Origin of the sequence: Paenibacillus gallinarum (assembly GCF_014836635.1) — a bacterium.
Lineage (GTDB): Bacteria > Bacillota > Bacilli > Paenibacillales > Paenibacillaceae > Paenibacillus > Paenibacillus gallinarum.
This window is the reverse complement of record NZ_JACSQL010000018.1, coordinates 1-20,636: the sequence shown is the minus strand read 5'-3', so window position 1 is coordinate 20,636 and position 20,636 is coordinate 1. Positions and strand designations below refer to the sequence as shown.

Genomic DNA, 20,636 nt, shown 5'->3' with positions numbered 1-20,636 from the left:
CTTCTTAAATTATCGCTTCAATCACAGCGGAAATACCGATGTCAAGCACCCAAAAATAAAGCGTAATAACAATAACCGTCCCCAAAACAATAAGGGTGTAGTTAGTTAACTCTTTACGATTAGGCCAGCGAACCTTTTTGAGCTCTGCCCAGCTTTCTGAGAAAAAGGAAAACAGAGACTTGAAACTACGTTTCACGCCGACTACACCTCCAAATAACTATCTGGTTTCGCGATGAGAAGTCTGCTCGTTACAAAACTTGCAAAATTTCTTCATCTCCATGCGGTCGGGGTGATTACGCTTGTTTTTAGTCGTTGTGTAATTTCTTTGTTTGCAATTGGTACAAGCCAAAGTAATAATTACCCGCATGATGTGCACCTCCCGAAGACATCCGAACATTATCAGAGTCTCTAAATTGGTTCCTAAAAAGAATAGCGCGAATTTAGGCCTACCTAAAACACTTTATCACAAGGGTATATTCATGTCAATCGAAGAATAGGCTTTAATCTCTGCCTAAAATACCCTTTTCTAGAGTTTCTTACTTCAAGTCTAACTTTTTCTCAGAAAGCTGTTCTTGACACCTATTGCATATCGGACAGAAAAATGAATGAAATGATATTCATTCGATATCTCATGATCGATAGCTTGGATCGAGCGTACAATCGAAAACGTCAATGTTTATCAGTATGAATCAATCCGCTTTTTTTAAACGCTCTTCCTCTTCTCCAACAAAAAAAGACTCGATCTAGTCTGAGTCCTTCTTCAGAAAACGAGTTAATCTAATTATCTCTTACTTCTAGATATTTCTCAAGTTTTCGTTTTACACGCTGTAATGCATTATCAATCGATTTCACATGACGGTTGAGATCCACAGCAATCTCCTGGTAAGATCTCCCGTCTAGGTATAACATAAGCACTTTGCGTTCCAAGTCACTTAAAATCTCGGACATTTTGTCTTCTAATCCAGTAAATTCTTCCTGGTTAATAACAAGTTCCTCTGGATCAGTTACTTGTGTGCCACAAATAACATCCATCAAAGTGCGATCAGATTCTTCATCATAGATCGGTTTATCCAGAGAAATATACGAATTCAGTGGTATATGCTTCTGGCGAGTCGCTGTTTTTATAGCCGTAATGATCTGCCTCGTTATACATAACTCAGCAAATGCTTTAAATGATGCCAGCTTGTCTCCTCTGAAATCACGTATCGCTTTGTACAGCCCAATCATTCCTTCTTGAATGATATCTTCTCTATCAGCACCAATTAAAAAGTAAGATCTTGCTTTGGCTCGTACAAAATTACGATACTTGTTGATCAAGTATTCTAGTGCCTCACTGTCGTTGTCATGAACGGCTTGGACAATATCCTCATCACTTAGGTAATCAAACTTGGACAACATGATATCTTTGAGGTCAACACTCACTAACAATCCCTCCGGCTGCAACGCAAGGACCCCGTTACCTATCAAAATATAGCCCAAGTATATATGAACATACCTTCAAACGTCAACCACACTTCGCCTAAAAAAGAAAAGAATGATATAAATGTCAAGAGATTCATAATTTCAATATTCGCAAAATGATAGATTTGATCTCAATCTCTTCTCCATTTTTCGAACATTTTTCGCACTTCGGGTGACAATTTCGAATCTATTGTATTTTTGGTTGATTTCTTCTGGTAATCCTCTTGTATCTTTCGGCCAAGTTCCTTATCATTCTGTTCCAGCTCGATATAAAGTTCACGGGCGGATAGACGGAGCGCACCTTGACCAAAAATAACATGCTGCTCCACCATATCGCTTGTAGCCACATAGATTTGACGCCTCCGAGAACTAAGCTCACCTACAAGTCGTTCAATACACTCGTCAGCTGTCTCTTTTTCTTTAGTGAAATGCACCTGTACTTTACTCTCTGTGAAAGATTTACCTAAACCAGGCACTCTATAAGCATCAAAAACTACGATCACTCTTATCCCCGAAAAACCCTGGTAATCGGCCAGCCGTACCAACAGCTTGTCCCGTGCGTCCTGCAAATCGGTTCGGGCAAGGGCAGAGAATTCTTTCCAAGCCCCTATCATGTTATAACCGTCCACGAGAAGCACATCACGGGTATCCTTCATTTTCTGCTGGTCCTTATGACTTCCGAGATCTAAGCACTTCGTACATCACTACGCCTGCGGCAACAGAAGCATTCAGGGAGTTGATCTGGCCAGCCATTGGTAACTTCAAAAGAACATCACATTTTTCACGTATAAGTCTTCCTATACCTTTTCCTTCATTACCGATCACGATAGCGACAGGTCCCGTAAATACATTATTTCCAAAAACAGACTCTGTTGCTTGCAAGTCGGTTCCCACAACCCATACACCCGCTTCTTTAAGCTCATCAATGGTTTGTGCCAAATTGCTTACTCTTGCTACAGGAACATACTCCGCTGCACCGGCAGAAGTTTTAGAAACAGTTGCTGTTACCTGAGCCGAGCGACGTTTCGGGACAATAACGCCATGAGCTCCCGTGCAGTCTGCAGTTCGTAAAATAGAACCTAGATTGTGGGGATCCTCAATCTCATCAAGCAGAACTAGAAAAGGATCTTCTCCTTTATCTCGTGCCGCAGCGAGTAGATCTTCCACATGTGCATATTCATAAGGAGCAGCCTGTGCCACAACACCTTGATGCTGTACGCCAGGAACCATTTGCTCTAACTTACGCTTATCTACCTGTTGAATAATCACGCCAGCTTTCTTCGCCTCAGCATAGATCGGCAAGGTAAGATGCTTTTGCGCCTGTTCAGCAATCCATATTTTGTTTATCGTTCTTCCGGAACGCAGCGCCTCAATAACTGAGTGCTTACCGGCAATCCATTCTTCTTCCATTTCTCTATATCCTCCTAGCTTCGATACGCCATACTTTGACTGTTTAGAAGCTCTATATTTCGTTATAATCCATTACTTTTGTGCTTTTCCATCTTTTTTTGCTTGCTCCATTCTCTGAATGCCAAGAACAATAAGTTCGCGGAGTCTTTCTTGATATCCACTCGTGTATAAATACCCGATCAGACATTCAAAAGCGGTAGCATGTCTATATTCCAAAACATCTGCATTTTTTGGGACATTGGATTTGGCATTTCTACCTTGTCTCACAATATCCGCTTCGGCAGGTAACAATTCTTCCTCAATATACGACAAAATCCTGCTTTGAGCTTTCGCAGATACAAAACTTGTCGCATTTTGATGAAGATGATTGGGACGGAGATTAGACTTTGACAGCAAATATTGTCTGACAGCCACCTCATAAACTGCATCTCCTATGTAGGCAAGAGCAATAGGGGGAATAAGTTCCGGCTTACGGGAAGGGGGGTAAGGAAATAACCACCCTTTCTCCCCTTGGCCACCGTCATAATTCTGCAGTTGTTGATTCTCACTCATTTGCGCCGCCATCTTACACCTTGTGGTGTATCTTCAATAACGATCCCCATATCTGCCAGCTCATCGCGAATCTCATCAGAACGAGCCCAGTCCTTTGCCTTACGAGCTTCCGCACGCTCATGGATCAGCTTCTCTACATCGGCATGAAGTTCATCTTGCTCTTCGGTATACACGCGAAGTACCGCATTCATTTCGTCAAACAACGCAAGCATTGCTTCAAGTTCAGCGCGGTTAACTACTTCTGCCTGAAGAAGCATGTTCGCTTCATTTACCCACTCAAAAACAGCAGTAATCGCATCTGGTGTATTAAAATCATCCTGCATTTTTTCGTGAAATTGATCACGAATTTCTGCAATTTTCGCCTCCCGCTCTTGCGGAATCGCTTCGTTAATTGTGACTGTATTCAGACGGTGTTTCATGTTATTAACCGCATTGGCGATCCGATCCACACTATTTTCAGCCTGTTCCATAATATCTTCACTGAAATTAAGTGGATTCCGATAATGTGTCGAAAGCATGAAATATCGAATAGCTTCTCTTCTGTACTGCTCACGCAAATCTTTTACAAGGATACCGTTACCGAGTGATTTCGACATTTTCTCGTTATCAATACGGATAAAACCGTTATGCATCCAGTAATTTGCGAGAGGTTTTCCTGTTAACACTTCGGATTGAGCTACTTCACATTCGTGATGCGGGAATTGCAAATCTTGTCCTCCGCCGTGAATATCCAGTGTATCCCCCAAGATGTTACGGGCCATTGCAGAGCATTCAATATGCCAGCCTGGACGACCTTTCCCCCACGGGCTATCCCAGAAAATTTCGCCTGGCTTTGCCGCTTTCCACAAAACAAAATCTTGTGGATGTTCTTTACGCTCATCGACACCAATCCGAATTCCAAACTGAAGTTCATCGAGATTCTGTTTGGACAGTTTACCGTAATCCGGGAATTTGTGAGTACGGTAGTACACATCGCCGCCTTTTTCATAAGCGACCCCTTCATCCTCAAGTTGCTTAATAAAGTCAATAATCAAATTCATATTCTCGGTTACACGAGGATTATGTGTTGCTCTCGGGATCCCTAAACCATCTAGATCTTCGTAGTATGCTTGAATAAAACGATCCGCTACTTCCGGTACCGTCGTACCAAGTTGATCTGCTTTTTTAATCAATTTATCATCTACGTCCGTGAAGTTCACGACATAATTCACATCATTACCAATCACCTCAAGGTAACTGCGAACAACGTCGAAAAAAATCATTGGTCTTGCATTACCAATATGAATATAATCATACACAGTCGGTCCGCAGACGTACATTTTTACTTTCCCCGGTTCCTGAGGAACAAAAGTATCTTTATGCCTTGTGAGCGTATTATAGATTTGAAGCGTCATCAGTCACATTCCTTTCGATCTTTTCCATCATTATATTGTACCACGTTTATACTTTGTTACCACGAACCACCGGTTCTTTTTCAAGGCAGTCCTGCTGTTGCAAAGATTTCAGCTTTTTTAGCTCTTCCCGAAGTTCATAGATCTCGAGCTGGAGTTCACGCATGGAATCAATAATAGGATCAGGAAGCTGCTGACTTAAACGATCAATTCGTTTACCATCCTGTTTCACTACACGCCCTGGGATGCCAACGACTGTGCTGTTTGGAGGAACTTCTTTCAGGACTACAGAATTGGCTCCAATATTACTGTAATCCCCCACTTTAAACGAACCGAGTACGTTGGAACCGGATGAAATTACGACATTATTCCCTATGGTCGGATGCCGTTTTCCTTTTTCTTTTCCTGTTCCTCCTAAAGTTACTCCCTGATAGATAACAACGTCATCACCAATCTCGCACGTTTCTCCTATTACTACACCCATGCCATGATCTATAAAAAGCCTTTCACCAATCGTAGCACCGGGGTGTATTTCAATCCCTGTCATAAAACGACTCGCTTGGGAAATGGTTCTCGCTAAGGCAAACCATCCTCTACGGTAAAAACGGTGAGCCAGTCGGTGAGCCCAGATTGCATGCAAGCCGGAATACGTAAAGATGACCTCAAACCAGCTTCTAGCTGCGGGATCGTTATCAATTACTGCCTGAATATCCGATTTCATTTTTCTAAACATGTCTGTTCCCCTCTTTGGCACCAAGCACCGTCTTAATTTCGTATTGCTTGCAGGTCTATGAAAAAAACGCCTCTGCAGCCCATATAGGCTGCAGAGGCGTCATAAGTCCGCGGTTCCACTCTGCTTAGTTATGTTCAGAATGAGCATAACTATCTTTGAACGTCCGATAACGAGGACGACGCGTCGCCACCTACCTGCCGTGCCTTGTTTATTGCTACAAGGGGCCAGGTTCGGAAGCGCAGCTCCCAGGCGCATTTCGATCGACATATTGTGAGATAACTTCCAGCCTCGAAGGCCCTCAGGCCTTACCTGGTTATCTTCTCTGGTTCACAACCACACCGCCTACTTCTCCTGATCATAGCTATTGAATAATCGTTACACTATTATTTCTTATATCTTAACGAAAAGAACCCCTGCTGACAAGAACAAGAAACATTCGTTTGATTACTTTATTACTCTTGTTCTACAGTCGTGCATTCAGACGAGAAATTACCTTTTCACGGCCTAGCAAATAAATGGTCTTATTCAAATCTCGTCCATGCGTCTGACCCGTTAGAGCCACACGAATTGGCATAAAGAGTTGTTTCCCTTTAAAGCCTGTTTCTTTCTGAACTTCTTTAATAAGTGCAGCCATACGGGGCGCTGAAAAATCTTCTTCTACTGCTACTTTATCAGCAAAAGCACGAAGAACAACAGGAACTTGTTCCTCCTCCAGGATGGCAGCCGCGTCACCTTCAAATTCCACTTCTTCTTTGAAGAACAAGGCAGATAGTTCCACGATATCAGAGGCAGCCGTCATTTGCTCTTGATAGAGAGCTACCAATTCCTTGGCCCAGCTTTCTTGTTCTGGACTAAGTTCAGCAGGCAACAGTTCTGCTTTTTGCAAATGAGGGATAGCAAGTTTAGCAATCCGATCCGTGTCCGCATTTTTGATATACGTATTATTTAAATGAGCCAGTTTGTTTGTATCAAATACAGCCGGGGATTTCGAAAGACGGTTTGGATCAAAGATCTTAATCAGCTCATCTTTGCTGTAAATCTCCTCTTCACCTTCCGGAGACCAGCCTAATAAGGAAATGAAGTTAAACATCGCTTCCGGCAAGTATCCCAGTTTATCGTACTGCTCAATAAATTGAATGATTGACTCATCCCGTTTACTGAGTTTTTTGTGATTCTCATTCACGATCAGTGTCATATGACCAAAGATCGGAGGTTCCCATCCAAGAGCTTCGTAAATCATGAGCTGTCTTGGTGTATTAGAGATATGATCTTCACCACGCAGAACATGAGTGATCTTCATTAAATAATCATCTACTACAACTGCAAAGTTATACGTAGGGATTCCATCTTTTTTGACAATAACAAAGTCGCCGGACTCTTTCGAATTAAAAGAGATCGTTCCTTTTACCATATCATCAAAAGTATAAACTTTTTCATCCGGTACACGGAAACGCACGCTTGGTACACGGCCTTCTGCTTCAAATGCCTTACGCTGTTCTTCCGTTAAATTCCGGTGTTTACCAGAGTAGCGCGGAGTTTCTCCGCGGGCTGTTTGCTCTTCTCTCTCCTGCTCGAGTTCTTCCTCCGTACAGTAGCAGAAGTAAGCAAGACCACGGTCAATAAGTTCCTGCCAATATTCACGATAAATATCAAGACGTTCCGTTTGACGGTAAGGACCGTATTCTCCCGGTACATCTACACTTTCATCCCATTCCATACCGAGCCATTTCAGGTATTTGAGCTGACTTTCTTCTCCACCCTCCACGTTCCGTTTCACATCGGTATCTTCGATACGAATGATAAATTTTCCACCTTGGTTTCTAGCATACAAATAATTAAAAAGCGCCGTTCTGGCATTCCCAATATGTAAATGACCTGTCGGGCTTGGCGCGTAACGCACGCGGACTTCCGTGCTCATAATATCCCCTCCGAATTGTTTATCTCAAGATGATAGCACAGGTTGGATCAGGCAGACAACCGATTGCGCGGCGATTCCTTCTCCTCGTCCTGTAAAACCTAACTGTTCTGTTGTCGTTGCTTTTACGTTCACTTGCGATACCTCAGCATGTAGTGCCTTTGCGATAATCTCAGCCATTTGCGGAATATAAGGAGCCATTTTTGGCTTTTGTGCAATAATAGTAGAATCAATATTTCCAAGCTTATAACCACGCTCTTCTGCAAGTTCCCATACTCGCTCCAGCAGCTTCAAGCTGTCAGCATCCTTAAATACAGGATCCGTATCAGGAAAATGTTTGCCGATATCCCCCAAACCTAGTGCGCCGAGGATTGCATCGCTGATCGCATGCAGTAATACATCGGCATCAGAGTGACCAATTAAGCCTTTTTCATAAGGAATCGTTACACCGCCGATAATACATGGCCTGCCTTCCACCAACTGATGGACATCAAAACCTTGTCCTACTCGAATCATTGTTCTCTCTCCCCTTTTTGCATAAATGCAGCATAATCTAGATCTTCCGGTGTTGTAATCTTGATATTAGTATAACTGCCCTCTACAATCTTAACCTGTCTTCCCAGACGTTCAACCAGCATAGCATCATCTGTTCCCGCAAAACCTGATTCTATCGCCAGTTTATGCGCCTCTATTACATCCGAAAGACGAAAAGCCTGTGGGGTTTGAATGCTCCACAGACTGCTCCGATCGGGGGTCGCAGTTATCATTCCATCTGTACTTACCTGCTTAATTGTATCTTTGACAGGAACAGCAAGCACTGCAGCTCCAAATTGTTCTGCCGCCTTCATGCAAGCCTCAATGTGATCTGGCTGGACAAAAGGACGAACGCCATCGTGGATGAGTACATAATCCGTCTCAAGCTTCTGAAGACCCGCATAGACCGAATCTTGTCGTTCCTTCCCTCCTGCAACAACGAAAGTACGATGGTCATGAAGTCCAGATTGCTTAATCCATTCTTCACACCGCTTTACATCGGGCGCACCAGTTACCACAATGATATCCTTAATCATAGGTATGCGGTTAAACACTTCAAGTGTATGTATAAAAATGGGCTTGTCTTGCAGCAGCAGAAACTGTTTGCTCTCACTTGTCTTCATTCGTGAGCCTCTTCCTGCTGCGACAATGACTGCCCCCCATGATTTCGTCATGTGCATTAACCCCTGCCTTGTCCGTCATCTGTCAGTATCCAGTACATGGACACTTACTCTCCATCATAACGCTTTATTGCGCTTTTTCCAACAGTTTCGGCTTGGCAAAAATCATTCGTCCTGCAGAAGTTTGTAGTACACTCGTCACCAGGACTTCCATCATTGTACCGATATACTCGCGTCCGCCTTCAACGACAATCATCGTTCCATCATCTAAATAGGCTACACCTTGACCGTGTTCTTTTCCATCTTTAATAATCTGAACCATAATTTCCTCACCAGGAAGTACAACAGGCTTCACTGCATTAGCAAGATCATTGATATTAAGGACAGAAACACCCTGTAGTTCACATACTTTATTAAGGTTAAAATCGTTTGTCACTACTTTTCCCTGCAGGACTTTCGCTAATTTTACAAGCTTGCTGTCTACCTCAGAGATTTCTTCAAAATCACCCTCATAGATCAGGACTTTAATCTCCAGTTCTTTCTGGATTTTATTTAAAATATCGAGCCCTCGGCGTCCGCGATTTCTTTTTAGAAGATCAGAGGAATCTGCAATATGCTGTAACTCTTCCAGTACAAATTCAGGGATTACAATGGTCCCTTCAATAAACCCGGTTTTACATATATCAGCGATCCGGCCATCAATAATCACACTCGTATCGAGGATTTTATGTTCTTCAATGCGCCTTTCCTCATTCACTGTACCTGTATTCCATCTTCCTGAAGTCCAGAACGAACCCAAATCTTCTTTTTTGGCAAGCCCAACCCGAAGACCCATATAACCGAATATGAGCATAAGCGCCACTTGAAGTAAGTCCCCTGGTCTGCCAAGCCAGTTAAGCGAGGGATAAAGAAGTAACGAGAACAATAAACCTATACCTAGCCCCAGTGCTCCTGCTGCAAGTTCTCCCATCGGAACCCGTGCAAGTTTGGAAACTCCTTCTTCTACCCGTAAATCAAGAAGTGAACCAAGCATCCTACTTAACAGAACAAAAAATACAGCACCAATTAACATAAACAGTGTTAATGCCAAACCTACTCTGAATGTACTTGTTCCCTCACTTAACCAAGGGATCGTTTGTCCTACTGAATAATAAAGCGCATAACCAGACCATGCTCCGCAAAGCCCCGTAAAAATAAAAACAAGCTTTCTCCACACGTCCCTACACCTCCTTAATTGCTTTTCTTTATCCAGTATGAACCAATTTTTTAGGTCCTAATCGTGGTCAGAAGGTATTTTTCACGTTAATCGTACGATTGTCATTTTCTCTATATTGTAAATCATGGTTGAAAATGGTTTGTCTACTGTCATATAATAAGTTCAACTGATAACCCGAGGTGAAAATAAAATATGAGCGCATCAAGTTTGCAAACATTTCAGAACCAAGTATCCGAACTGTTGCTCCGCCACCGAAGTCTAATTGACGTTTTGTCCAAGAATGGACAAGCGGATGCTTCTGTTAACCGGGCTGTTTCCAAAGCCATTACTGACTGTGGTTGTATTGAACTGCATGCAACCAAGCAATCTTACGCTCATAATGGCGATCTAGAAGATGCCAAATCTTCGGTACAAACACATGTACATGGTGATCTGTGTGACCAGTGTAAAGAAGTCATCAGCTCTGAACTTGGACGTAATCTGTTCTACATGTCAGCACTATGCAACCTACTTAATATTCAGTTAGAAGAGGTGCTTGAAAATGAAGCGAAAAAGTGTTCTACACTGGGTATCTTCAACCTCTCCTGATCTCACAAGTAGCTTTTAGTCATACACAGACAATCAATCGACTCAAAGAGTGAATATAAAAAATAAAAAAGCATTTACCTCTCCATACCAGGAAGGGTAAATGCTTTTTCTTATGATAATTTATAATGATTTCTATTTGAGCTTAGAGAGAAGTTTCATCTCTTTCTCTTTTCTTTTTCTTCTTGCGATTTCGGGATAGAATAAGATCAATATTATGAGTCATACCATATACGGCATAAAGTACAAGAGGTATAAATACAAACATAGATAGTTGCTCTGAGAATAGTACCGCAAGTGCAATAGAAAAAAGAACAACGAGCGGAGCAATCCATACTGCTTTTTTAGGAAGCCCCACTTTTTTCAGGTTAGGATATTTCAACGAACTAATCATCAAATAAGCAAGCAACAAAGTTGCAATCATCATGAATGGTGCAGAAATATCTTTACTGAATAAAGACAAGGTCGCAAGTACACCGCCCGCAGCAGGAATAGGAAGCCCTGTAAAGTACCCAGGAATCCCAGGCCGTACATTAAAGCGAGCCAGCCTCAAGGCCCCGCATATCGGGAACAGACACGTTACAATCCAAGCGAGAGCGATAGGAGCCTCCTGAAATGAAACGCTGTACATTATATAAGCCGGTGCAGCCCCAAAAGAGATCATATCCGATAAGGAATCAAGCTCTTTGCCAAAATCACTTTGAGCATTTAAAGCTCTAGCAATTCGACCATCCAGTCCATCCATCAGCATCGCTACAACAACCATAATCGCTGCTAAACTGTAACGACCCTCGGATGCCAGCAGAATGGCAATCATTCCGAGAGATAGATTACCTAAGGTAAACAAGTTCGGAATTGATTTTGTTATCATCACGTCACCTCGTAAGTGTAACTGTACAATTTTCTTCTAAATCTAAGCTAAACAACTTTACAACTTTACATTTGCCGATCAATAAACATCTGCTCTTGCAGACGCTTCAAGCCATCCTTGATCGTTCGAGCACGAACTTCACCAATACCGTCCACTTCATCAAGTTCCTCAATCGTAGCCATAATTACATGTGGTAATCTTTCAAATTCTTCAACTAAATTATGAATAATGACATTAGGCAATCTTGGAATTTTGCTTAAAACTCGGTACCCTCTTGGAGCTACTGATTCTTCAGAAGCAGCCGCAGCAGCACCATATCCGAGAAGCCGGCCAATATGATGGGTATCAAGCAACTCATCATCTGTAGATCGTTTTAAGCCGTTAATAATGTCTTTGATCTTCTCATCACTGTTATCTTTGGCATAATCCTTATACAAAAGCCAAGCTTCCTCTTCTGTATTCGCAACAAGTTCTTCCATCTGCATGTTAATGAGGCGTCCTTCATTGCCCAGTTCATTAATATAGCGTTTAATTTCCATCTTGATTCTCAGCACCATTTCCACGCGCTGTATTACGTTGATTACTTCAGGAATCGTAACCAATTCTTCAAACTCGGATGCACTCAGATTTGTGAGTGACTGGTTTAAGACTGCTTTATATTTCTCCAAAGTTTGAATCGCCTGATTGGCTTTTGTTAAAATAACTCCAATTTCCTTCAATGCATAACGCAGCGTTCCTTGGTAAAGAGTGATGATATTCCGTCTTTGCGAAATGGAAACAACCAGCTTTCCCGTCTGTTTCGCTACACGTTCTGCCGTACGGTGACGAATACCTGTTTCGGATGAAGAAATGGAGGAATCGGGAATTAACTGTGTATTTGCATACAATATCCGTTTCAAATCTTCGCTAAGAATAATAGCACCATCCATCTTGGCAAGTTCATATAAATAGTTCGGTGAAAAATCACAATTAATCGAAAATCCACCATCCACTACTTCCATGACTTCTGGACTGTAACCGACAACAATCAATGCACCCGTTTTTGCACGAAGCACATTTTCAAGCCCTTCGCGGAAAGGCGTTCCCGGTGCAACCAAACGTAACAACTCATTCATTTTATCCAGTTGGCTCGATTCTTTCATCTATTCAATGCCCCCTAATCTAAAGCAGCCGCTAGTGCATCTCCGACCGTATTAATACCGATCAGTTCTATTCCAACAGGATGCTTCCACCCCTTTAAGCTCTTCTCTGGCATAATTACCCGCTTAAACCCAAGTTTTTGCGCTTCTTTGGCTCTTTGTTCCGCTCTTGAAACGCCACGCACTTCTCCAGTCAAGCCTACTTCTCCAAATATGACATCATAGGGTTTGGTTGGCAAATCGCGAAAACTGGAGGCAATACTTACTGCCATGGCCAAATCGGTTGCGGGTTCATCCAGTTTCACTCCCCCAGCTACATTTAGATAAGCATCTTGATTCTGGAGGAACATTCCTTGTCGCTTCTCAAGGACTGCAATGATCAGTGCCATACGGTTATAATCAACGCCGGTAGCCATTCGCCTAGGTGACGGGAATTGTGTAGCCGAGATCAGTGCCTGAAGCTCAACAAGCATGGGACGCGTTCCTTCCATACTTGCTGCAACGGTGGAACCTGCCACTCCTAGCGGTCGCTCAGATAAGAACATTTCTGATGGATTAGCCACTTCTCTTAGGCCCGATTCCCCCATCTCGAAAATCCCGATTTCATTCGTCGAACCAAAACGGTTCTTTACCGCACGAAGCAAACGATACGTATGATGACGCTCTCCTTCAAAGTAAAGCACACAATCCACCATATGTTCCAGCATTCGAGGACCTGCAATAGCACCCTCTTTAGTAACATGCCCTACCAGAACCGTTGCAATGCCTAACCCTTTCGCGATCCGCATAAACCTTGATGTACATTCTCGTACCTGTGCAACACTTCCGGGAGCACTTGTTATTTCCGGTAAGAATACGGTCTGAATCGAATCAATCACCAGAAAATGAGGGTCGACCTGATTTACTGCCTCTTCGATCCGTTCCATATTGGTTTCACTAAGAACATATAGATCTGGAGACAATGCTTCAAGCCGATCGGCTCTCAGTTTGGTTTGTCTGACGGATTCCTCACCCGAAATATACAAGACACGTAGCCCTGAAGCTGTCATGGCATGAGAAGTTTGGAGCAAGAGCGTTGATTTACCAATACCCGGATCCCCACCAACAAGAATCAACGAACCTGGTACTACTCCTCCGCCAAGAACTCGATTCAGTTCCTGAATGCCAGTTAGAATACGCGGCTCTTGGTCACTTTCTATATTTATGATGGGAAGCGGTTTTTCTTTACTATCAAAAAGGGAAGAATTCCTCCCCTGTGTCTTTACAATACTTTCGGTTTCCTCAACCATGGAATTCCATGACTGGCAACCTGGACATTTACCGTACCATTTCGGCGATTCATAACCGCATTCTGCACAGTAAAACTTCGTTTTTACTTTAGCCACTTCACTTCTCCTCATTTAACTTTTCTTAAACTTTAAGTATAAATTTTGCATACCGAATTTACCAATAAAGGATTTATTAAAAGTTTAACATTGAATGCATTTTAACGTAAAGCTTAATCACAAACTTTACATCACAGGGAATCATTCTTTTCACTAAAAATAAAAAATGCCCCCTGAGTAATCAGGGGGCATTACCATCAATAATTAAGAATTAGTTGACACATTGCTCTTTTTCGTAACAGAGAGTGCACCATCTTCTTCATCAATGAGAAGGAAATCACCTTTCGTAATTGAACCCGTAAGAAGTTCCTCAGATAGACGATCTTCAATGTGCTTCTGAATCGCACGGCGAAGCGGTCTTGCACCATAGGCTGGATCGAACCCTTCCTTCGCTAAGAAGGCTTTCGCCTTATCAGTAAGCTCGAAATCCACCTCATATTCAAGCAGACGTTTACGAAGTTCCTCAGCCATAAGAGTAACAATTTCTCCAATATGTTTCTCTTCAAGTGAATGGAAGACAATAAGTTCATCAATCCGGTTTAGGAATTCAGGACGGAAGCTCTTCTTGAGTTCCTCCATCACTTTTCCTTTCATGTTACCATACTCCGCACCCGCATCTGCAACCGCAGTAAATCCAAGAGTAGAATTACGTCTGATTGCATCTGCACCTACATTAGATGTCAGGATAATGAGGGTATTCCGGAAGTCTACAACGCGACCTTTCGAGTCAGTCAAACGTCCGTCTTCAAGAACTTGAAGCAAGATGTTGAATACTTCTGGGTGAGCTTTTTCGATCTCATCCAAGAGAACTACGGAATACGGTTTCCGGCGAACTTTTTCAGTCAACTGACCGCCTTCTTCATATCCTACATATCCTGGAGGCGCTCCTACCAATCGAGAAGTAGAGTGTTTCTCCATATATTCGGACATATCGATCCGAATTACCGCATTTTCGTCTCCAAACATCGCTTCGGCAAGCGCACGAGCAAGTTCCGTTTTACCTACCCCTGTAGGTCCGAGGAAGATAAAGGAGCCTATTGGACGTTTTGGATCTTTTAGACCTGCACGTGCCCGGCGAATCGCACGGCTGACAGCTACAACCGCTTCGTCCTGGCCGATAACACGTTGATGAAGAATAGACTCCATATTTAACAAGCGGTCTGTTTCTTCTTGTCTCAGTTTGCTAACAGGGATTCCCGTCCAGCTTGCTACCACTTGAGCGATATCTTCTGGAGTTACTTCTGAATCAGTACGACCTTGTTTTTCTTTCCACTGATTTTTGGTTATGTCCAGTTCTTCACGAATTTTCTGCTCTGTATCACGCAGCGCTGCTGCTTTCTCGAATTCTTGACTTTGAACCGCAGAATCTTTTTCTTTACGGATATCATCAAGACGATTTTCTAGTTGTTTGAGATTAGGCGGTACTGTATAAGAATTCAGTCTTACTTTAGAACCTGCTTCATCAATAAGGTCAATCGCTTTATCTGGCAGGAATCGATCTGTAATATAACGGTCAGACAGTTTTACTGCTTGTTCAATTGCCTCATCCGTAATTTTTACACGGTGATGGGCTTCATAACGATCTCTAAGTCCATACAAAATTTGAATGGCTTCCTCAACCGATGGTTGATCAACGGTAATTGGCTGGAAACGACGTTCAAGAGCAGCATCTTTTTCAATATATTTACGATACTCATCAAGCGTAGTTGCACCAATACACTGTAGTTCTCCACGAGCAAGAGCAGGTTTTAAAATGTTAGAAGCGTCGATTGCTCCTTCTGCTCCACCTGCACCAATAAGGGTATGCAACTCATCAATAAAGAGAATAATATTTCCTGCCTGACGAATCTCATCCATAATTTTCTTGAGTCGATCCTCAAACTCACCACGATATTTCGTTCCAGCAACAACAGAACCCATATCTAGTGTCATTACACGTTTATCACGCAACGTTTCAGGTATTTCATTCGCAATAATCTTCTGAGCTAGGCCTTCTGCAATCGCCGTTTTACCAACCCCTGGTTCCCCAATCAGAACCGGGTTGTTTTTTGTGCGTCGACTAAGCACTTGAATAACACGCTCTATCTCTTTACTACGGCCGATTACCGGATCAAGATTGCTCTCTCTCGCAGTAGCTGTTAGATCCCTTGCCAAACTATCCAGTGTAGGAGTGCTTACATTGGCTTGTGTTCCGTTATGACTGGATACTGCTTCACTGCTGCCTAGCAGCTGCAAGACTTGTTGACGAGCCTTATTAAGGCTAATACCCAGGTTATTCAGTACACGTGCTGCTACACCTTCACCTTCACGAATTAATCCAAGCAAAATATGTTCGGTTCCCACATAAGTATGACCTAGCTTACGAGCCTCATCCATTGAAAGCTCAATTACTTTTTTCGCACGCGGCGTATATGCAATATTGGTAGGTTGCTCTTGGCCACGGCCAATGAGTGTTTCTACCTCATCCTGTATTTTTTCAAGACCAAGGCCAAGGCCGATGAGAGCTTTTGCAGCAATACCTTCACCTTCACGAATCAGGCCGAGCAAAATATGTTCGGTACCGATGTTATTATGACCTAAACGAACTGCTTCTTCCTGAGCCAAAGCGAGAACTTTTTGAGCTCGTTCCGTAAATCTTCCAAACATCATATTCCTTGCACCTCCATAAATTTAAAAAATAATTCCTTTATATATATCTAGGCTATTCTAACGATTGCCCAGCCGACATAATGCCGGTAAATCCCATAGCTCTCGTTCTTGTCAGACAAGAATGTAAGGTGTGGGTTATTACTTCGTATAAAAGCTTAGTTCATAATAAGGGCGTACATTAAGCCTATGCCTTACTTCATTCCTTATGGAAAAATTCCCTTATCAACTGCGCACGGTACATATCTCTTTCTCCTGATTCAAGCGTTCTCCCAAATTTCTTCTGAAGAAAACCTGGTTGGATCAGAACATTGAGTTCATTCATTTCAACAATCGTTTTTTCCCTAATCAGATCCAAATCAATACCAAGCCGAATATCAGATATACGCTGAGCTGCTTCCTTCGAGTCCATCAGGTAAGCATGAGATAAAATACCATATGATCTCATTACTCGATCCGCAATACGAAGTTTAGAATCCGTCATGAGTCTTTCTCTAGCATTACGCTCGTGACCAATAATCTGCAGAACAACACTATATAAATTATCGATAATCTCAGCTTCAGTTTGTCCTAATGTAATTTGATTCGATATTTGAAACAGATTTCCTGTCGCTTCACTGCCCTCACCGTAAATTCCTCTTACAGCAAGACCTACTTGGGATACAGCAGTGAGTACCCTGCCTATCTGTTTCGTCATCACAAGAGCCGGTAAATGCATCATTACGGAAGCCCGAACTCCGGTCCCTACATTGGTTGGACAGCTGGTTAGGTATCCTCTGCGATCATCGAAAGAATAATCGATATGGGCTTCAAAAACATCATCAATGGCTGAAGCACGTTTCCACGCTTCTTGAACCTGAAAACCAGGATATAAACATTGAATGCGCAAATGATCCTCTTCGTTCACCATAATACTAATGGATTCATCTTCACTGAGAATAACCGCGCCATTTCTTGATTCATTCGCCAAGTTCGGACTAATGAGATGTTTTTCGACTAGTATTTCTTGGTCAAGGTCAGATAGTTCATTCAGATTTAGGACATGGAAACTGCCAAACTGATGAATATCATCAAATTGAAGGACTTCCGTTACCTTATCGAGTACCGCTCTCGATTGCTGGTCGGTTGCCAACATAGGAAATGGAAAACTCTGCACATTCCGTGCCACTCTTACCCGGCTGCTAATGACAATTTCTGAATCAGCTGCGCTACTACGCATCCATTCACTAAGTGGTTTATCGGTAAACCGGATATCTGACATAGTGCATACCTCCTGCTCTTTACCAAACTTTACTCTTCCGCTATTTCTCTTTCCAGTTCACGAATCTGGTCACGTAATTCAGCAGCAGACTCGAATTCCTGTAGGTTAATTTGTTCTTGAAGTTCTTTTTTGAGTTCATCCACTCTTCGTCTTAAGTGAATCTTTCCTCCAGCACGAACAGGAACTTTCCCCACATGAGTTGTATTTCCATGTACGCGCTTTAAGAGAGGATCTAAACGATTAGAAAAATACTTATAGCATGAACTGCAACCAAATCGATTGAGCTTGCTAAACTGCTGTATCGTCATTCCGCATTCCTTACACTGAAGTGTCTCGGGTGCAGGTGCCCCAGCTGTTTTATATTTCCCAGATTCAAAATCCATAAGGCCTGAAAGGAGTCCATGGATCGAGAACCCATTAGAGATACCGGATAGATGATCTCCCTTTTCTCTTGCGCAGCTTTCACAAATATGGAATTCCGTCTTTTCGCCATTCACAATCTTCGTAAAATGAAGAGTAGCCGGACGTTCATTACATTCTTGACAAAGCATACCGCATACCTCCTTTATTCGCTCTTATCGGATAGATACAATGACTTTCATACTACTTACCGAGGAGCGAAATTAACATTGCCTTTAACATACGAGCACGGATTTGATCACGATAGGGAAGCTTTATGAATAATACTTCTCTAGACATCGCTGCTTTGATTAAAGCAGCCTCCCGGCTGTTAAGAAATTTAGCTTCTTCTAACTGGTAGATAAGACCTTCGGCAGAAGCCTGGTTGATTTCATCCCCAATGTGCTGATGGAAATGTCCTCCGAGCACAGAGTGTGCAGGGAGCTCTACTCGCTGTATCCGTATATATCCACCACCACCGCGCTTACTCTCAACAAGGTAACCTTTTTCAAGAGTAAAACGAGTACTAATTACATAATTAATCTGGGATGGCACACAGGAGAATTTATCTGCTAGATCATTTCTCTGAATTTCAATCATTCCATCAGAGCTATCCTGCAAAATATTTTTCAGATATTGTTCGATAATATCAGAAATATTACGCATTCTCATCCCCCACTGTATAAAACCGGTAAGCTAATCACATGCATTCATTCGAATTTATCCAGGTAGGTAGCTCCAATAAATTACCCATCTTACTTAGCAGGCGAACCTCTTTGGCTTAAATGAATGCTCTCTTTTATAAACAACCACTTAAAACGTCTAAATATCCATTCTGTGTGTTATTTATAAATGAGCCTAAATTAACTTACTACATAATAATATTAGTTTAACCAACAATTTAAATTCTGATCTTTGTTGACTTTGACTTTCTTTGACTTTGTATCCATTATAACATACTGTACAGAAATCTCAAGTAAGATTCCCTTCTCATTTTTCACTTATTTACATAAATTATTCCCTCTAACAAAAAAACTCTCCTGACGGAATGCAGAAGAGCAGTTCTTATATTTATTAGAAAAAGTCCATTAATAAGGTTTGTGCTTTGGGAATGAGGTTTTCAAGTTCTTTTCCTTTTTGCGATTGCCCTTTTAGCTTCTGTATATGAAATAATTGCTCCGGACGCTTATATCCCAGAAAAAGAGCAGTCCAATCTTGAATATCTGCTATTAAATCTGGTTGGACCTCTTCTTTTTCTCCCATTGTCTTTATTACCTTCGCTTGACCTTGTTCATTAATGGAAATCTTCCACAACCCTGCATTCCATGGAGCCGCCTTATCTTCAACTTGAATTGTTAATTCTGAACTATTGCCAGCTTCAAATGTATACTGTTGTATAAAAGACTCTATATCAACAATACGTGCCATGAAATAAGGAATCGTTTCTTGGATCACCCGCGGATCTGGAAGCATATAAGGCAGATCATCATCACATGGAACCATGGTTAACTTCACTTGCTCAATACGAGAGTCGTGATTCGAGAAAAAAGTCCATAGTGCTCCCCGCGCTTCTTCATTCAAATAAACAAATTCATGACAAACAAGCATTTTATCTTTTAGTTCATATAACACATAGCCTTGTGGATCTCCATCATGAGAATAATAGACAGCACTATGTTTGGTATGATCCAGGACGGAATACTTCCACCATTCTTCATCTCGAACAAGAGTGCCCTGATAGCAGCTTGCAAAAGACTGGTACAATTTATTTAGAATAGAAATATCCTTAATATCCCTTACTACCTTACCTGGGTACTCTATTTTAGGAGGAAACTGTTCTGAGGAAATAATGTAATTTTTATATTCTGCATATAGCTCCCAGCCATACTTACGATAGAATGGAATCGAAAACGGATGTAGAAAGGATAAGCTCTGTCCTTGCTCCTTCATCGCCTTGAGTGCTTGCCCTAGTAACTGAGAGACATGTCCTTTACGGCGATTCTCTGGCCAGGTTGCCACGCCTGCAATTCCACCCATAGGCACTACTTTTCCTTGCAAGTATACTTTAAGCGGAAGAATCGTTAATTTTGCTTGTAATCGCTCCTCTTCAAAAACACCCCAAAATTGCTCGGGTTTAAATCGCTCTTTCCTTTCTTCTTTTTGTTCCGGTGTTAATGTATATTGAAAGGCATATTCTGATAAGCTAACACTTTGCTCGTATTCCTCTGCTTTTAATTGTCTGATTTCCATGGGCTCACCTCTTTTAATGGATTTATATCCTATAATTTCATAGATATACCTTAGTCTGAGTGTCTCAGAGCTCCTTTTAAAAGTCAATCATGATACCCATCGGTCAAGGAATGGCCACATTAAAAGGATATATTAAAATGTAAGTATTTAATAAATAAATCCAGATAACAAAAAAGACACTACCAAATGGTAGTGTCTTTATCTATTGCTTGGCGACGTCCTACTCTCCCAGGACCCTGCGGTCCAAGTACCATCGGCGCTGGAGGGC

21 protein-coding genes are annotated in these 20,636 nt (G+C 42.0%); 1 reads left to right on the top strand and 20 read right to left on the bottom strand.

Features of this window, described 5'->3' with window-relative positions; translation table 11 throughout:
• Positions 1-4: 4 nt before the first annotated feature.
• From secE to H9647_RS23045, 12 genes are all read right to left on the bottom strand, one after another.
• A complete protein-coding gene (gene secE / locus H9647_RS23100; RefSeq protein ID WP_160036594.1) occupies positions 5-196 on the bottom strand; it encodes a preprotein translocase subunit SecE in 192 nt (63 codons plus the stop codon).
• Positions 197-217: 21 nt separating this feature from the next.
• Positions 218-367 (bottom strand): 50S ribosomal protein L33, encoded by a 150-nt coding sequence (rpmG, locus tag H9647_RS23095; RefSeq protein WP_072735843.1) that lies wholly within the window; start codon positions 365-367, stop codon positions 218-220.
• 410 nt (positions 368-777) lie between these two features.
• On the bottom strand, positions 778-1,422 hold the full coding sequence (gene sigH, locus H9647_RS23090) for an RNA polymerase sporulation sigma factor SigH (protein WP_191804496.1): 645 nt from the start codon (positions 1,420-1,422) through the stop codon (positions 778-780).
• A 170-nt stretch (positions 1,423-1,592) separates the two neighbouring features.
• On the bottom strand, positions 1,593-2,117 hold the full coding sequence (locus H9647_RS23085; protein WP_191804494.1) for an NYN domain-containing protein: 525 nt from the start codon (positions 2,115-2,117) through the stop codon (positions 1,593-1,595).
• Positions 2,118-2,130: 13 nt separating this feature from the next.
• Complete coding sequence (gene rlmB, locus H9647_RS23080) at positions 2,131-2,871, bottom strand: 23S rRNA (guanosine(2251)-2'-O)-methyltransferase RlmB (protein WP_191804492.1); 741 nt, start codon at positions 2,869-2,871, stop codon at positions 2,131-2,133.
• Positions 2,872-2,943: 72 nt separating this feature from the next.
• Positions 2,944-3,423: a Mini-ribonuclease 3 gene (locus H9647_RS23075; RefSeq protein WP_225229521.1), complete on the bottom strand. Its 480-nt coding sequence runs from the start codon at positions 3,421-3,423 to the stop codon at positions 2,944-2,946.
• Positions 3,420-4,817 carry a cysteine--tRNA ligase gene (gene cysS / locus H9647_RS23070; protein WP_191804488.1) on the bottom strand — a complete coding sequence of 466 codons (1,398 nt, stop codon included), beginning with the start codon at positions 4,815-4,817 and terminating at the stop codon, positions 3,420-3,422. The genes H9647_RS23075 and cysS overlap by 4 nt, the downstream gene beginning before the upstream one ends.
• 46 nt (positions 4,818-4,863) lie before the next feature.
• The gene (gene cysE / locus H9647_RS23065; RefSeq protein WP_191804486.1) at positions 4,864-5,547 is read right to left on the bottom strand and encodes a serine O-acetyltransferase; all 684 of its coding nucleotides are present in this window, start codon (positions 5,545-5,547) and stop codon (positions 4,864-4,866) included.
• A gap of 463 nt (positions 5,548-6,010) precedes the next feature.
• Positions 6,011-7,465, bottom strand: coding sequence for a glutamate--tRNA ligase (gene gltX, locus H9647_RS23060; protein ID WP_191804484.1), 1,455 nt, complete (start codon positions 7,463-7,465; stop codon positions 6,011-6,013).
• Between the two features lie 24 nt (positions 7,466-7,489).
• Positions 7,490-7,978, bottom strand: coding sequence for a 2-C-methyl-D-erythritol 2,4-cyclodiphosphate synthase (gene ispF / locus H9647_RS23055; protein ID WP_191804482.1), 489 nt, complete (start codon positions 7,976-7,978; stop codon positions 7,490-7,492).
• Positions 7,975-8,670, bottom strand: coding sequence for a 2-C-methyl-D-erythritol 4-phosphate cytidylyltransferase (gene ispD, locus H9647_RS23050; protein WP_191804480.1), 696 nt, complete (start codon positions 8,668-8,670; stop codon positions 7,975-7,977). Before ispD ends, ispF begins: the two co-directional genes overlap by 4 nt.
• A gap of 73 nt (positions 8,671-8,743) precedes the next feature.
• Positions 8,744-9,832, bottom strand: a complete 1,089-nt coding sequence (locus H9647_RS23045; protein WP_191804478.1) for a PIN/TRAM domain-containing protein — start codon at positions 9,830-9,832, stop codon at positions 8,744-8,746.
• A 192-nt stretch (positions 9,833-10,024) separates the two neighbouring features.
• Between H9647_RS23045 and H9647_RS23040 the strand changes: the two genes are divergently transcribed.
• Entirely contained in the window at positions 10,025-10,420 is a 396-nt protein-coding gene (locus H9647_RS23040; RefSeq protein ID WP_191804476.1) for a nucleoside triphosphate pyrophosphohydrolase family protein, read from the top strand.
• A 142-nt stretch (positions 10,421-10,562) separates the two neighbouring features.
• Here the strand turns inward: H9647_RS23040 and pssA are convergent, their stop codons facing one another.
• From pssA to H9647_RS23000, 8 genes are all read right to left on the bottom strand, one after another.
• Positions 10,563-11,288, bottom strand: a complete 726-nt coding sequence (gene pssA, locus H9647_RS23035; RefSeq protein ID WP_191804474.1) for a CDP-diacylglycerol--serine O-phosphatidyltransferase — start codon at positions 11,286-11,288, stop codon at positions 10,563-10,565.
• Between the two features lie 65 nt (positions 11,289-11,353).
• Positions 11,354-12,430 carry a DNA integrity scanning diadenylate cyclase DisA gene (gene disA / locus H9647_RS23030; protein WP_191804472.1) on the bottom strand — a complete coding sequence of 359 codons (1,077 nt, stop codon included), beginning with the start codon at positions 12,428-12,430 and terminating at the stop codon, positions 11,354-11,356.
• Between the two features lie 14 nt (positions 12,431-12,444).
• Positions 12,445-13,812, bottom strand: a complete 1,368-nt coding sequence (radA, locus tag H9647_RS23025) for a DNA repair protein RadA (RefSeq protein WP_191804470.1) — start codon at positions 13,810-13,812, stop codon at positions 12,445-12,447.
• A 204-nt stretch (positions 13,813-14,016) separates the two neighbouring features.
• On the bottom strand, positions 14,017-16,461 hold the full coding sequence (gene clpC / locus H9647_RS23020; RefSeq protein ID WP_191804468.1) for an ATP-dependent protease ATP-binding subunit ClpC: 2,445 nt from the start codon (positions 16,459-16,461) through the stop codon (positions 14,017-14,019).
• A 196-nt stretch (positions 16,462-16,657) separates the two neighbouring features.
• Complete coding sequence (locus tag H9647_RS23015; RefSeq protein WP_191804466.1) at positions 16,658-17,719, bottom strand: protein arginine kinase; 1,062 nt, start codon at positions 17,717-17,719, stop codon at positions 16,658-16,660.
• 29 nt (positions 17,720-17,748) lie between these two features.
• The gene (locus H9647_RS23010; protein ID WP_191804464.1) at positions 17,749-18,270 is read right to left on the bottom strand and encodes a UvrB/UvrC motif-containing protein; all 522 of its coding nucleotides are present in this window, start codon (positions 18,268-18,270) and stop codon (positions 17,749-17,751) included.
• Between the two features lie 52 nt (positions 18,271-18,322).
• Positions 18,323-18,784 carry a CtsR family transcriptional regulator gene (locus H9647_RS23005; protein ID WP_160036576.1) on the bottom strand — a complete coding sequence of 154 codons (462 nt, stop codon included), beginning with the start codon at positions 18,782-18,784 and terminating at the stop codon, positions 18,323-18,325.
• A gap of 408 nt (positions 18,785-19,192) precedes the next feature.
• Positions 19,193-20,368, bottom strand: coding sequence for a GNAT family N-acetyltransferase (locus H9647_RS23000; RefSeq protein ID WP_191804462.1), 1,176 nt, complete (start codon positions 20,366-20,368; stop codon positions 19,193-19,195).
• Positions 20,369-20,636: the final 268 nt, after the last annotated feature.